Annotated in this window: 11 protein-coding genes; 6 read left to right on the top strand and 5 right to left on the bottom strand. The window is 47.3% G+C overall.

All coding sequences use genetic code 11. The features are described 5' to 3' along the window. Position 1: 1 nt before the first annotated feature. The 3 genes from RBK99_RS04525 to RBK99_RS04515 all read right to left on the bottom strand — a co-directional run bounded on the left by RBK99_RS04525 (position 2) and on the right by RBK99_RS04515 (position 4,208). On the bottom strand, positions 2 to 562 hold the full coding sequence (locus tag RBK99_RS04525; RefSeq protein WP_317503454.1) for a gamma-glutamylcyclotransferase: 561 nt from the start codon (positions 560 to 562) through the stop codon (positions 2 to 4). A 24-nt stretch (positions 563 to 586) separates the two neighbouring features. Then, positions 587 to 2,140, bottom strand: coding sequence for a methyl-accepting chemotaxis protein (locus RBK99_RS04520; protein ID WP_317503453.1), 1,554 nt, complete (start codon positions 2,138 to 2,140; stop codon positions 587 to 589). A 145-nt stretch (positions 2,141 to 2,285) separates the two neighbouring features. Next, positions 2,286 to 4,208, bottom strand: a complete 1,923-nt coding sequence (locus RBK99_RS04515; RefSeq protein WP_317503452.1) for a hypothetical protein — start codon at positions 4,206 to 4,208, stop codon at positions 2,286 to 2,288. 167 nt (positions 4,209 to 4,375) lie between these two features. On the opposite strand from RBK99_RS04515, the gene RBK99_RS04510 reads away from it, so the two are divergent. The 3 genes from RBK99_RS04510 to RBK99_RS04500 all read left to right on the top strand — a co-directional run bounded on the left by RBK99_RS04510 (position 4,376) and on the right by RBK99_RS04500 (position 7,914). Further along, on the top strand, positions 4,376 to 4,864 hold the full coding sequence (locus tag RBK99_RS04510; RefSeq protein WP_317503451.1) for an Mpo1 family 2-hydroxy fatty acid dioxygenase: 489 nt from the start codon (positions 4,376 to 4,378) through the stop codon (positions 4,862 to 4,864). Continuing rightward, positions 4,861 to 6,132: a mechanosensitive ion channel family protein gene (locus tag RBK99_RS04505; RefSeq protein WP_317503450.1), complete on the top strand. Its 1,272-nt coding sequence runs from the start codon at positions 4,861 to 4,863 to the stop codon at positions 6,130 to 6,132. The genes RBK99_RS04510 and RBK99_RS04505 overlap by 4 nt, the downstream gene beginning before the upstream one ends. Positions 6,133 to 6,222: 90 nt before the next feature. Then, entirely contained in the window at positions 6,223 to 7,914 is a 1,692-nt protein-coding gene (locus RBK99_RS04500) for an alkaline phosphatase D family protein (protein WP_317503449.1), read from the top strand. Positions 7,915 to 7,977: 63 nt separating this feature from the next. Here RBK99_RS04500 and RBK99_RS04495 read toward each other — a convergent pair whose 3' ends face one another. Then, positions 7,978 to 10,335: a TonB-dependent receptor gene (locus tag RBK99_RS04495; protein ID WP_317503448.1), complete on the bottom strand. Its 2,358-nt coding sequence runs from the start codon at positions 10,333 to 10,335 to the stop codon at positions 7,978 to 7,980. A 192-nt stretch (positions 10,336 to 10,527) separates the two neighbouring features. On the opposite strand from RBK99_RS04495, the gene RBK99_RS04490 reads away from it, so the two are divergent. Genes RBK99_RS04490 through RBK99_RS04480 form a run of 3 tightly spaced genes read left to right on the top strand, consistent with a single transcriptional unit; the run spans position 10,528 to position 13,163 of the window. Continuing rightward, the gene (locus RBK99_RS04490) at positions 10,528 to 11,364 is read left to right on the top strand and encodes an alpha/beta hydrolase family protein (protein WP_317503447.1); all 837 of its coding nucleotides are present in this window, start codon (positions 10,528 to 10,530) and stop codon (positions 11,362 to 11,364) included. Next, positions 11,361 to 12,608 (top strand): kynureninase, encoded by a 1,248-nt coding sequence (gene kynU / locus RBK99_RS04485; RefSeq protein ID WP_317503446.1) that lies wholly within the window; start codon positions 11,361 to 11,363, stop codon positions 12,606 to 12,608. Before RBK99_RS04490 ends, kynU begins: the two co-directional genes overlap by 4 nt. A 15-nt stretch (positions 12,609 to 12,623) precedes the next feature. Beyond that, positions 12,624 to 13,163, top strand: coding sequence for a DUF3750 domain-containing protein (locus RBK99_RS04480; RefSeq protein ID WP_317503445.1), 540 nt, complete (start codon positions 12,624 to 12,626; stop codon positions 13,161 to 13,163). On the opposite strand, the gene RBK99_RS04475 is transcribed toward RBK99_RS04480, so the two are convergent. Continuing rightward, on the bottom strand, positions 13,157 to 14,797 hold the full coding sequence (locus RBK99_RS04475; RefSeq protein WP_317503444.1) for a methyl-accepting chemotaxis protein: 1,641 nt from the start codon (positions 14,795 to 14,797) through the stop codon (positions 13,157 to 13,159). The genes RBK99_RS04480 and RBK99_RS04475 overlap by 7 nt on opposite strands. Positions 14,798 to 14,925: the final 128 nt, after the last annotated feature.

Genomic DNA, 14,925 nt, shown 5'->3' with positions numbered 1-14,925 from the left:
CTTAATCATCAACGAGTGCTTCATAGATCTGAGTAATATGAGGGTCGTTAACGCCCAATTCCTGTAACGCCAGTTGCAGTTTAACCAGATACTCCGTGTTTGGACCACTGGGACCCGAAGCACCGGCTATGTGTTTGGCTATTGCCGCTTCAGGAGCGGCACCAAGGAAGGCCTCATTGTCCTCTGTTGCAATATAAACCAGGCCTTCCTGCTGAGAGCCGTCATTAAATGTCATTGCTGTTGAGAACCGCAAGTAACCATTTTTCTCGCGGTGGTCTAAATGTTCAAAAACGTCTGGAGAAACTTTATACGCCATGCCCGTGCAAGTTTCCCCTGGCGTTTCAATTAACGTCAAAACCCTTCCAGGTGCGTCCGGTGTACCACGATGGTCATGCGACCCCTGCCAAAAACGTCTCGACCACCCTTCGATGGAAGCTGGAGCGCGATCCAGATAGGGAAAATCCACTTTATAAATAAGCGAGCCATAACCGAACAGCCAAACCGCTTCAAGGCCACTCAAATCCTGGCGTTCTTTATTCATCGCAATGGTATCGTGTGACATTCAACTCACTTACCTACTTGTTAGTTAAAGAGGTTTATAGCCGATACGGAAGCCGCCCCAATGTTTTCCGTTAACATAAATAGGCACAGACAAATCATGCATGACTTCACCCGTATCGCGTTTATAGGTCTGTAACAATAACGTCTGCGTGTGAGCACCGCAACGAGCGCCTGTTTTATCATTAAATAAGCGCCGAGAACGATTACCGACGAAATCCTTTCGTGGATCGCCCGTCAATGGCTTATTAAATGCGTCATTGTGCCGGGCAACGTACCCTTTGGGGTCTGTGGTAATGGCATAAATAATGTGTTCATGTCGTTTTAAAACAGGCTCCTGAATAGCAGGCAATACGCTGTCAAAAAACTCCGTATAAGCTGTCTTGTATTTTACCGGGTCCGTCCCCGGCACCGGTTCATAATCTTGCGAAAACAGTTCGGCTGAGGACAACTCCCTCTGTTCAAGTGCTTGTTCCAGGCGCTGTTTAATTTGCTGTGCTGCGTCAGTTGCAGCTTTATAAATTACGCGGTGCTCGGCGTCGGCATCATTCTCTACCAAATGCGCAAATAACTGTTCCGACTGCATTTCCAACTGCTCCGCCTGGCCACTAACACCATCCAGCTGCTGATACTGTTCAGATAAGTCTGAATTAACGGAATGCAATAGCTCGCCATTACGGGAGAGATCTTCTGCGTTTTCTCCCATTAATGCGGTGATTTTTTGCAACTGTTGCTCAACCGTTTCTGCCTGTTCCACAATACTGGCCAACTGCTCGACAATACCGGCGGTGGTCTTTGACTGCTGTTCGATACGCGTTGACAAATGCTCAATGTTTTTTACCGCGGCAGTCGTTTCACTGTGAATCGCTTCGACCAGCTGACTTACTTCTACGGTTGCATCCGACGTGCGCCCTGCCAATGTTCTTACCTCATCGGCAACCACCGCAAACCCTCGGCCATGCTCTCCGGCACGGGCAGATTCAATAGAAGCATTCAGCGCCAGCAAATTGGTTTGCTCAGCAATGCTATCAATAACCTGAGTCACTTTTCGAATATCGCTGGCTTTTTCCTGCAGCCCTCTAACTGCTTCTGCGCTTTGCTGACTATCCGATACGACTAAATCAATTTCATGCGTCAATTGCTTTATTCGTTCTCTACCCTCGTGACTAATTTGTTTAGTTTGCTCTGCTGCAACGGCTACCTCTGAGGAAAAGGTTTCGATTCCCTGAGCCCGCTCACTTACCCGAGAGGAGTTATCAACGCTTTCTTCCAGGCGCTCTACAATGTCTGCTAATACCGTTTTAAAACGAGTAATTGCAAAACTGAGCTCAGCCGTCGCAATGGCGTTCTTTCCTGAGTTTTCAGCAAGGTGGTCGGTGTCACCGGCAACAAAGTCGTCGTTCTCATCAACCACTGCGTATCGCTGAAAATAGCGAATGCAGAATCCGCTTAAAACAATAAACAGCAAAGATTGAAGGCACAACTGCAGCCAAAGCCAGGGAACAAAGGAAATAACGGCCAAGCCGGTAAGAACGGTCAAAGCCGTTAATAATAATGGAGGTTTCACATCAACTGTGGACATTTTTTTGCTTCCGTAAGACGTAAACAACGCAACAAGCCATGTTTATTTATCGAACAGTTTCCATGAAACTTAACGTTGCTGCATTACGACCTTGGTAGCAAGGGCAGACGAGCTTCGGCTCGTCCGCGCATTTACTTGATTAAAATCAACGTTCCTTTTCTGTTTCGGTTTCTTTGTCATCTGCACTCAGCTCTTCTTGCTGGCGCAAGTAGCCTGCGGCTTCATCATCGGAAGCCCGTGCTTTATTTTCTTGCAACTTATCCTGACTAGTTGGCATAGCACGAGTTTGCTCGTTCAACTGATGAATTTGCGACGCATTGCCTAAATCTCTGTTGCTGGTAATAGAAGCAATAGATTCACGATCTTTCAGAAAATCGATGACATCGTTGCGAATAGAGGCCATCTCACTGTCTGACTTATGCATTTCCAAAATGTGGCGAGGGTGCTCCAGATTCTTCATTCCGGTTCCTGCAAACGTTGTCGACACAATGCGAGACACAATAACCCAAGGTGTAATGCTGCTGCGTACTAAGGTGTTCTCTGAGCGGGTACTGTCATGAATGCCCGCACCAGTTGAAATTTTAGACTCGGTGAAAGTGCCTTCGCATTTAAAATAAATAAGCATCGATTCAAATTGAATTTCTGCGTAGAACAAATGCGCAATATTCGCGGTCATACGTGCAAAAGCGCGTAAAACGTAACCAATTAACAAAAAGTGAACCGCTGTCATGGCGATATCCGCAAACGCCATTAGTTCGCCGTAGGTTGTATTTTCTGACAGCTGGTAATTGACACTTTGCAAAAACTTCACCACGTCGACCGAGGCATAAGCTAAAAAGAACGTGAAGAGTATTCCTACAATAAACAGGCCATTACCCAGCAACAAACTGATAAAACGGAACTTCTCAAAAACCGCTCCCAACGTCATGGGTTTCACTCGGGGCTGAATTTCCTGAATCATTTCGCCACTAAAAGCGCCTTTCCCGTCCACCTGCTCTTGCAGGTTCGGCTCGAGTTCACGGTAGACACGGTTTGGTACTTCCCGATAACGGCGGTTTGCCATTACCAGGTTATCCAGGTTAATGAAAATTTCTTTGGGATGCACCGACTCCTGCCAGTTTTCCCGTAATTCAGACACTTCGGCAACGGGGTTCGCGTCAGACAGTCTCTTTTTCAGCAACACAACCGTCACTAAGGTACAAGCGACAGCGCCCACAAAGATACCGAGTAAATACCAACCCGCATGAAAATCCGGTAAGGCCGCAAATTGCTGCGCTACTGTTTCCGCTGTTAAGTCAGCAGCATTCATCCACCAGCTAACGAGTAAACCAACAATAACGGGCAACAGCAAAGAAAAAGCGATGGTTTTGACTAAATCACCACTGCCCATAGAGTCAATAGACTGTTCCGCAACACGAGATATCGCTTTGCCTGCTGCCTTCCACACATGCATTAAATACAGTGTTAACAACACCGTATAGACCGGGAAAGCGAGGACGCCGGCATCACCAGCAAACCCGGCCAGCGAAACAAATGCTGCAAAGCCGAAAGCGACCATTGCCGTTAACGTACGTACCCAGGCCCCTAACAGGCGTTGCGCCATATTCCTTATTGGGTAAGGCATAAACAGTAGTTTGGGAAACACAGTATGAGCAATTCGGGCCAATAACCCTTTAGGCTCTATAAAAGTGCTATTTTTACGACCCATAAGCATTTCTTCCAGAGCCTGGTCGCTATAAGCCACATAACGCGACTCTTCCTGGGCTGTGCTACGCTCAGATTTACTGAAGTTACGCGCCAACGAAGTCGGGTGATTACGACCAACAAAGTAGCGCAGCATGGCCATTGTGCCGCCACTCAGCACTTTAATACCACCGGCTAACAGTAAAATGCCAAACAGTGCCAACACCCAACCGGTAATCGCGTCCTGCTTAACAAAGCCCGCTCCCGCAACCAACAAGTAAATGCCAAACAGCGATTGCACAACACCGCGCATACTTGTTATCAAGCCTTCAGTTTTAAACGGGTTTTTTAACCCAAGGTCTATCGAACCGTAATCAAACGCCACCGAACTTCCCCTATTCCATACCTTATAAAAATAAGGGTATTAGGTTATCGGTTAGTTAAAGGCCCGGCAATAAAAAAAATAAAGGACTCTGCACCTCTGGCGTCCATTGACAACACGCCATGTGCGTAGCAATCTAAGTCTCTATTTTGTTACCAAGTGGCAAACCTATGAAAACCATCGTTGATCACTTAGCGCAATATGCGGCTTATCATCGTAACTGTAAGAATGTGGCAACTCACATTGTGGGCATACCGATGATTGTTGTCGGCATCATTAGTTTGTTATCACGACCTGCCCTGCCGTTAGATTATCTATTGATCACTCCTGCCAGCTTAGTGGTATTAGCCTCGGTGATCTTTTACATACGGCTGGATATAAAGCTCGGCTTATTAATGACTGTGCTCCTGTGGTTATCTTTATCCATTGGTCGCGATATTGCCGCATTACCCACTACCTTTTGGCTTAGCTGGAGTATCGGTTTATTTATCGTGGGCTGGATATTTCAGTTTATTGGCCACTATTTTGAAGGCCGAAAACCGGCTTTCGTTGATGACATTATGGGTCTGGCCATTGGGCCTTTATTCGTTGTAGCAGAGGTGGTATTTATGTTGGGCTTTAGAAAGGACTTAAAAGCAGCGGTGGAACAAAAACTATGATGAAACTGGACTACCCGCAGTGGTTTCACGAGTGGGCCTCAACACAACCCTGGGCCTATACTATGAGTGCCTGCGTTATTCTCGTTGTCGCAGTATGGCTCTCTCAGCTCATCACTCAAAACATTTTATTACGCGGTGTCTCCAGACTATTATCGCAAACTCAGTTAGGCAGTGACCCGGGTATTGGTATCCGCGTTATTGTCCACCGTTTGGCACAAGTGGTTCCTGCGTTGGTTCTGTCCGCCGGCATTTACTTAGTGCCCGACTTACCGGAAGTTGCCACCACAATCATACGTAATATCAGTATTGCGTATTTAATTTTAACGCTGGCCCGCTCGTTCAGTGCGGCCATGACCAGCATTAATGAGATTTACAGTCGGCAGCCCGACGCGCATGAAAAACCTATTAAAGGTTACCTACAAATTGCCAAAATTGTGGTTTATGTCGTCGCCGCTATTCTCATCATCGCTTCGCTGCTGGACCGCTCGCCGATTATTCTGTTGTCAGGCATAGGTGCCATGGGTGCCGTGGCTATGTTGGTATTTCAGGACACCATCCTGTCGCTGGTTGCCAGTATTCAGCTGTCATCTAACGACATGCTTCGCGTAGGCGACTGGATTGAAATGCCTCAACTGAATGCCGATGGCGATGTCATTGATGTTGCACTGCACACCGTGCGCGTACAAAACTGGGATAAAACCATTACCAACATCCCGACCAAGCGCTTGATTTCAGAGTCGTTTAAAAACTGGCGCGGAATGCAGGAAAGCGGTGGTCGTCGTATAAAGCGCGCTTTGTATATTGATCAAAACAGTATTCACTTCTTATCGGCGGAGCAAAAGCAAAAACTCAAACGCTTCTCTCTACTGAGCGACTATTTGGAGCAAAAAGAAAAAGACATCTCTGAATGGAACCTGGGCTTAGAGAAACAAGGCTTTGACCCCATTAACGGGCGTCAGGTAACTAACATTGGTACCTTTCGAGCTTACGTGAAGCAGTACCTGAAACACAGACCGGATATTCATCAAGGGCTCACCTTAATGGTTCGCCAACTGAGTCCTGGGCCTCAGGGTCTACCCATAGAAGTTTATTGCTTCAGCAGCGACACTGCCTGGGAAATTTATGAAGGTATCCAGTCTGATATCTTCGATCATCTTTTTGCCATACTGCCTCAATTTGATTTGCAGGTGTATCAGGAAACATCAGGCCAAGACGTTCGCGCAGCAATTCAGGCGTTGGAACTCAAGCCCAAAAACGATAATGCATAAGTTAACGCCGAACTAAAACTTCACTGTCATTAAGCCTTCATATCCGCAGAGTAATTTCTTTTATTCTGGGAAAATGCATGGAGAAAAAGAGTGAAGCAATTTAATCGACGTGACTTTTTAAAATTATTTGCCGCAACAGGAGCGGCAGTAACGGTATCGACGGCTTTACAGGGCTGCGCAGGCATTGGCAAAGTTAACGAGCGCAGCTCAGTCAAGTTTGGTTATGGTGTGGCAAGCGGCGACCCAACTTCAAACGCCATTCTGTTATGGACCCGCGCAGAGCCAATAGACAGCGCAGAAAAACAGGTAACCGTTGGCTGGGAACTGGCCACTGATAAAGGCTTTTCAAACATTATTCGTTCTGGCACAACCACAACCAGCGCCAGTCGCGATTACACCGTAAAAGTCGACGTCACTCAACTATCTCCTAACCAGCGTTATTATTATCGTTTTTTAGGCAAAAGCAGCCAGAGCCCATCCGGCAAAACACAAACCCTTCCTCAATCGGGATTAAGACCATTAAAATTTGCTGTGTTTTCCTGTGCTAATTATCCAGCCGGTTATTTCAATCCCTATACAGAAGCAGCAAAAGACGAGGCTATCGACGCCGTTATTCATTTAGGGGATTACATCTACGAATACGGAGAAGATGGCTACGCAACAGAAGGCTCAAAAGAAATTGGCCGCGGGTTACCGGATAATAATGATACCGAGCTTTTTACCCTGACCGATTATCGCCGTCGCTATGCGCTTTATCGTACCGATGAAGGATTGCAGGCACTGCACGCCCACGCCCCCTTTATAGCGGTATGGGACGATCACGAAATCAGTAACGATACCTGGAAAAATGGTGCTGAAAACCACCAGCAAGACGAAGGAAGCTTTATCGAAAGACGAGCGGCCGCGGTTCAGGCCTACTATGAATGGCTTCCTATTCGCCCGCCACAGGGCGAAGCAAACCTTACCATATATCGGGACTTTAAATTCGGTGATCTTGTCGATTTGATCATGCTGGACACCCGAATTATAGGCCGCGATAAACAACTCAATTATGATGATTATCGCGATGCCAGCGGTCAATTTAATGCAGAAAAATTCCAGCGGGACATCTCCGGTGACCGCAGTATTATGGGTAAAAAGCAGTTGCAGTGGTTGGTCGATAAACTCAATAACAGTTCAGCCCGCTGGCAGGTTCTGGGGCAACAGCTGTTGATGGGAAAAATGAACTTCCCGGCAGCTGCGTTTTCAGCGGGTGACCGCAGCAAAGTCACGCCGATACTGTTACAGGTAGCCGAGCTTAAACAACGCCTCAAAAACGGTGAAACATTAACGCCGCAGCAACAGGCAATGGTAACGCAGATTACCCCGTATAATCTGGACGCCTGGGATGGTTACCCCATGGAGCGGGAGTTATTGTACCGTGCGGCCCAAAAAGCCAATAAACCCCTGATTGTTATCGCCGGCGACACACACAATGCCTGGCACAGTGAACTACGCAGTGCTGATGGTTCTCACATTGGCGTTGAGTTTGCGACATCCTCTGTTTCCTCTCCGGGTATGGAAACCTATTTAAGCCTGGATGAAAAAACGGCAGAGCAACTCGCTAAAGCGCTTCCGACGCTTATTGAGGACTTAAAGTACACCAACCTACATCAGCGCGGCTATATGAACCTACTGGCATCGGAAGACGCTGTAGAGGCGGAGTGGGTGTTTATCGACAATATTCGCAGTAGAGATTATCACGTCGTTAATAAGCACAAAGCTCGCTATATCGGTAGTTAACCGCAGCAGTTTACACAAAAAAGGGAACCGTTCAGGTTCCCTTTTGCTGTTCTGACGTCTATTTTACATCCCAAATTTCTTGGTAAACTCTAAATAGAATAAACGCGGTGGTCCTGCGATAAAGGTGGGGTTGCCAAAGCTACCTCCGGTGTTCCCTGCATCAACCAGATAGTCTTTATCCAGTAAGTTTGTCGCTTTTAAGGCCAAGCTCCAGTTTGCCGAGTCATTATAAAGACCCAAGGTTGCATTCACTAGAGAGACCGAATCCTGACTAATATCCAGCCCGGCTATCGGTGCATTTTCCGGTTCAAAGAAAACTTCCGAGCGGTAAGTGCCCACTACAGAGCCGCGCAAAGCGTATTGATCCGACATCGATTTTTCATAAATAACCCCAAGGCTTGAGGTCCACTCAGGTTGCAAACGGAATCGGTTGCCAGCTAAATCGCCGTTACTGCTCTCATCGTCAATTTTCGCATCCAGATAAGCCAGATGTCCAAATACTTCTAAACCTGAACCTAAATTGGCATTAATTTCTGTTTCCACACCGAAGTTAGTTGCAGATCCTGCATTTGCCGTATAAAAGTTACCCGAGTCATCTTGTAGAGTAACCTGAAAATCGGAGTAGTCCTGATAGAATACCGAGACAGAATAACGCACTCGGTTTTCGGTTAAATTGCCTTTTAAACCAGTTTCATAGTTCCAGATAACTTCTGCCGGAATTAAATCAAAATCGCGTACAACTTCGCCATTTGCATTACGAGCTGAACTGACGTCGACCACTTCAGAGCGACGCCCTTTAGAAACCGTTGCAAACCAGTTGTTCGCATCATTTAATTTATAAATCACGTTAAAGCGCGGCAGCCACGCGTCTGAACTGTTGCTCGCAGTGAATACCTCTCCGTCGGTAGACACCGTCGGCAGTAAGGTTTGTGTCGGCAGGCCAAGCAGAGGTAACAGCTGGCTGTTCGGCATCGTAGCAGAGAAACCACTTTCACGATCTTCTGAAACATACCGGACCCCCGCAGCAACTTCGGTTTTCTCGTTTAACTGGTAAGTTAAATCGACAAATGCAGACCAGGACTCATTATCACCAAAGTTAGTAAATTCGCCAGCGTAAGGTATTTCTTGCAAGGCGCCACCCGTTAATACCGGTGTCAGCTGATTAACCGAACCATCGGCATTAATACAAGGCAAACCGCTTGGCAAGGCGCCTGCACAATTTAAGAAGATGGACTCTTCGGTACTAAAGGGCACGCGCTGGCTGCCATCTTCCGTAAAGTAGTTAACACCCCACAAGGTTAAAAGATTATCCGCCGCATAATTAAAGCGAAACTCTTGGCTGAACTGGTCGCCTTCGGCGTCTTCACCAAACTCCAGGAACCAGGCCTGAGTACCGTCTGCGTCAAACACCTCCAGTGAATCGAAGCTGCGGTAACCACTCACCGAGGTAAAGCTCAGGCGTGGGCTAATGGTCCAGTCTACGGTTAAGTTAATATCGTCAACGGTTCTGTCCAGACCCAACTTTTCACGGCCTAATACCGAAGCAGAATAAGGACTACCTGTCATTTCAACAAAGCTATAAGGGCTTGTATCACCTCCGGTTGGCGCGAAAATACCATTCTTAAAGGACGTTCCGGTGTCTTCGTTTTTCTCGTAGCTGTAAATTAAATCAGCAGTTACCGCATTGTTAGGTTGAAAACGAAGAGAACCACGCAGAGCGACCCTATCCAGACCGTTCATATCATCCTGATTTTCAGCAATATTTTTTATATAACCATCACGTTCACGATAAATGAAGGCAAAACGCCCACTCACTGAATTATTGCCGCCATTAATGAAGCCTCCCAATCTCTTCTGAGATTCATTCCCCGCGCCTACATTAATTTCTGCAGAAAAATCAGCTTCTGGCTTACGGGTTATCACACTGATTGCTCCAACCGATGCCGCTGTACCAAACAATGTTGCCTGCGGACCTTTAACCACTTCTACTCGCTCTATGTCGAACAACTCAAAATAGGATCCCCGTGAACGCGAAACATCCACGCCGTTGTAGTAAACCGACACTCGCGGAGAGGCCTGAGCAGAACCGCTGTCCGAGGTAATACCACGAATAACAAACCCCGGGTTGTTAGGGCTTTGCTCCTGGATGACTAGCCCGGGAGTCAAATCTGAAATCATATCCAGTTCATTTAAACCCAACGCGTCCAGGCGACTACCTTCAAATGCAGTGATACTGGCTGGCACGTCATTAATAGACTGCACCCGTTTTTGTGCGGTGACTTCAATGCGCTCCAGTTCATCAGATGTGTCTTGTTGCGCAAACGCAACTGGTGCACTTAGTGTAAAAATTGCTGCAATAACAGAGTTTAATACTTTATTTTTTGGAAACGGTAATGCCGGTATTTTTTTATGAGTAGTCATAACTCTTTAAGCCCTAATTTGAGTGATTAACGTGTTAACGCCGGGCCAATTTACTTAGGTCAGTTGACGATACGATGACGAATAAATGACGCATTTATTGCTAATGAGACAATTTTGTTGAGCCTTCTTGAAAATACTTGTATGGTTCTCAGGTTTTTCACTTATAAACATTTAGAGCGGTGGTATTACTCAATGAAACTCCCCGTTAAACTGAGTGTGTTTAGCCTTTTTATTTTCAGTCTGGTTAGTTCCAATGCTTCAGCTAACAGTTCCCCTTTGAAGCAAGTCTCTTTTCAGTCAGTGCTTGAGCTTCCTTCTGAAGCTCCAGAAACCAGCTACCGCTACGGGTCTCAACCCTCCCAGTATATTGAGTACTGGAGTGCCCCTGTTCAGCCTGATTCGGCGGCAAACGTGATTTTTATTCACGGGGGCTGTTGGTTAAAAGAGTACGATATCAGTCACACTTACCCCGCAAGTAGCGCGCTAAAAAACGCAGGCTTTAATGTCTGGTCCGTTGAATATCGTCGTCTTGGCGAGCAAGGCGGAGACTGGCCGGCCAGCTTAAACGACGTAAAGACCGCTATAGAATATATACAGCCAAAGTTAAATGACCAGCCCGTTGCAGTCATGGGACACTCGGCCGGCGGCCACCTGGCCCTTCTTGCCACTTCAAATGTTCCCTCGTCTTCTGACAACATCGATACGGTTATTGGACTTGCGGCTATAACTGACATGGTGAGTTACACCCAAATAGAAGGCAGCTGTAACCGTGCAGCCTCAGCCTTAATGGAAACCGCCTATACGGACAAAAACGATTACGAAAAGGCCAGTGCTAAACCACAACGCTTACACGACAATACCTGGCTTATGCAGGGAACTGCTGATGCGATTGTCCCTATGAGCCAAACTCGTGGACTTAACGTACACAGACAAACAATTGACGGTGCAGGCCACTTTGACTTGATACACCCTCATTCACTTGCATGGAAAGCAATCATTCAGCGACTAAATAAAGAGCTTACCCCATGAACCTGACCGACATACGGGAACTGGACAGCATCGATCCCTTTGCGTCGTATCGCGAACAGTTTCAATTACCGGAAAATAAAGTCTATCTGGACGGCAACTCATTGGGTGCAATGACCAAAGCCACCGCAACACGTTTGCAGCACGTCATTCAACAACAGTGGTCACACGATCTTATCAGTAGCTGGAACGACCATAACTGGATCCATCTACCACTGACCGTCGGTGAAAAAATTGGCCGTCTGATAGGAGCAGAACCAGGACAAACCATATGCTGCGACTCCATATCGGTGAACTTATTTAAAGCATTAGCCGCAGCACTTTCCCTTGTTCAAAGCCTGGACTCAGAGCGCAACATTGTCGTATCAACAAAAGACAATTTTCCAACCGATTTGTATATGGTGCAGGGGGTTGCTCAATTTATTGGTGAACACCGCTGCCAGTTAAAGTTAGTTGAAGAGAGTGAGTTAGAGCAGCACATTGATGACAAAACGGCTGTTGTCTTAGCAACCGAGGTTAATTTCAGAACGGGCAAACGACTGAACGCAAAGCAGCTAGCCAGCAGTGCCCATGAAAAAGGGGCGTTGGTTATTTTGGATCTGGCCCACAGTGCCGGAGCAATGCCGGTGCACTTGGATGACTGGCACGCAGACTTTGCAGTTGGTTGCACCTACAAATATTTAAACGGAGGCCCTGGGGCGCCCGCCTTTATCTATGCTGCAAAACACCACCACAAAGCGATGGCACAACCTTTGAACGGCTGGTTTGGTCATGCGCGTCCGTTTGATTTTACGCCAGAGTACGAACCGGCAGAAGGAATACAGCAGATGCTGACCGGTACGCCTTCGGTTATTGCAATGGCGGCCGTTGACGAAGCGCTTAATGCTTTTAAGAACGTTAGTCTGGAAAAGTTGAGAGAAAAGTCCTTACAGCTGAGCGATGTGTTTCATCAATCGCTGAAAGACCACAACCTTGATACAACCCTGGAATTAATTTCGCCTCAGCAGCGAGAACAGCGTGGTAGCCAGTTGTCCTACTACTTTGAGCATGCCTACGGTCTTTGTCAGGCACTGATTCAAAGAGGTGTTATTGCCGATTTCCGGGCTCCGAACTACATCCGTTTTGGGTTTACGCCTTTGTATACCAGCTTTGAAGATGTGTGGCACGCAGCCGAGCAGTTGCAACAGGTGATTAAAGCGGAAGAGCACCTCGCGTCCGAATGGCAACACCGCAATAGCGTAACTTAAGTGAGGTTTGATAATATGCGCAATATAGTCATTGCTGCGGCTACAACCGTATTTCTTTTTGGTTGCTCATCGGGTGACTGGCGCGACGCATCCAGAGAGCCTGCAGGCATAGCACCTGACCCTGAACTTGAAAAACAAGCGGTAATAGAAGCGTATGCCGCCGATGCTTTTGGCTGGCGGGGCTGGTTCGCGGTTCACACCTGGTTGGCGGTAAAGCCGAAGGATGCCAGTGAGTACACTGTCTACGAAGTGGTTGGCTGGGGTGTAGAGCACGGCCGCCCGGCATTACGTAGTTACCAAACAGCAAACCCTGATCGTTACTGGTATGGTGCAAAACCGGCAAAACTCCTATCGATTCGGGGCGAGAAAGCCGCTGAGTTAATACCCGACATAAAAGCTGCCGCCTTACGCTATCCATGGGCCAATCAATACGAAGTTCTACCAGGCCCGAACAGTAATACCTTTCCGGCCTGGATAGCCATACAATTCCCGGAACTTGGCCTGAAATTACCTTTCAGTGCCATCGGCAGTGGCTATGCCGACAATGATCAGTGAATTTTAAACTGACGAAGCTCCTTTTGCAGTGACATCGACAATTTCGCCAAATCGTCACTCGACTCCCTCACTTGCGCTGAGCTCTGCGCTGATTGCTCCGCAATATCGGTTATCGTGCTGACATTTTTATTAATGTCTTCGGTAACCGAGCTTTGCTCATCGGCCGCCGTTGCAATGTGACTGTTCATGTCATTGATTTCTGTTACCGCTTCGGTAATTCCTTTTAGCGCGTCATCTGCCCGCTGTGCTTTTTCCACTGTCGCATCAGCACTCTCACGTCCGGCATTCATAGAAGTCACAGCTTCACTGGTAGCGCTTTGCAAACGCTCAATCATGTCCTGAATTTCTTGTGTCGACCGCTGTGTTCTGCTCGCTAACGTCCGCACTTCGTCAGCGACCACTGAGAAACCTCTGCCATGCTCACCGGCACGTGCCGACTCAATTGCGGCGTTGAGCGCCAGCAGATTGGTTTGTTCCGCAATACCACCAATCACCTCAATCACGCGGTTAATGTTATTACTATCATCAGCGACTTTATCGATGACCTGCGTAATATTATGAACCTGAGAGGCCAACGCCTGAATGGCATCAACCGTCTGGTCCACTGCTTGTCGACCGCTTTTCGTGTGTGCATCGGCTTCCTGAGCTGACTGCGCCGCTTCATTCGCATTCTTAGCAATTTCATCCACCGTTGCCGACATTTGATGAATAGCGGTCGCAACTTGCTCAACGGCCTGATGCTGCTGTTTAATACTTTGGTTAGACTGTTCTGAAATACTGGACAATTGCTCTGATGCCGTGGCGACCTGCTCAGCCATGCTGTTCACTTTCTGAATGGTGCGCTGCAGTTTTTCGACAAATTCATTAAACGCATCAGCAACTTTTCCCAGTTCATCCGTACGTTGCAGATGAATACGGGCGGTTAGGTCACCCTCACCCTTGGCCATATCACGAAAACGCTCTAATAATAAATTCAGTGGCTTAGAAATTAACGGAGGGAAGAACAGAGCCAGAAGCACACAAATCGCTAGACCAATAATAAGTACGGCGCTTTGCGTCCAGTTACTTTGTGCAATAGTTGAGTTAATTAATTCGGTCTGATTAAACGCAGCCTCTTCTTGTCTCTGTTCCAGTTGATCCAGAACATTCCGCATTGTCTCAAACTCGGGTCCGCTTTGTCGCTGACTTAAGTTCACTGCCGCATCGACGTTACCGCTGGCGTGCAGTTCAATAACTTCCTCGGATGTGGCAACCCAGACCTTACTCTTTTGCTTATAGTCGGCCACCATCTCGCGCTCAGTTTCGCTTGAGGTAAGCCCCAGGAACTTATCGACCCGTTGCTGTGCTTGCTTAATATTTTCGTTGTGCGTGTCGATGAGCTGTTGCTGCTGCGAACTCCCGGGCTCAACTGACAGTAAGGTTCGCTCTGCCACCTGGGCCTGGTGCAAATCCCGGTCCGCTTGCAGTAAAAAGTTCAGCCCCGGCAGATGCTCTGCTGAAATTTTGTCGACACTGCCTGCCACCGACTTAAAGTTGACCATACTGACCGAAGCAATTCCAATCAGTACCAACGCCAACAACACTATCGGTAATAGCAGTTTGTAACGGACGTTTAAATTATTAAACCAACCCATGAATTTGCGCTCCTGTGACACTTTCGTGAATCTATATCGGAAACAAAGCAGCAAAGCTTTAATTGGTCAATAAATATTCACTTTAAAAGATTCCCCCAAGACTCTGACGTATAAAACAGGCATAATAC

It is taken from the genome of Idiomarina solivarensis, from assembly GCF_033052755.1.
Taxonomy (GTDB): Bacteria; Pseudomonadota; Gammaproteobacteria; order Enterobacterales; family Alteromonadaceae; genus Idiomarina.
This window is presented reverse-complemented; position numbering and strand designations above follow the sequence as displayed.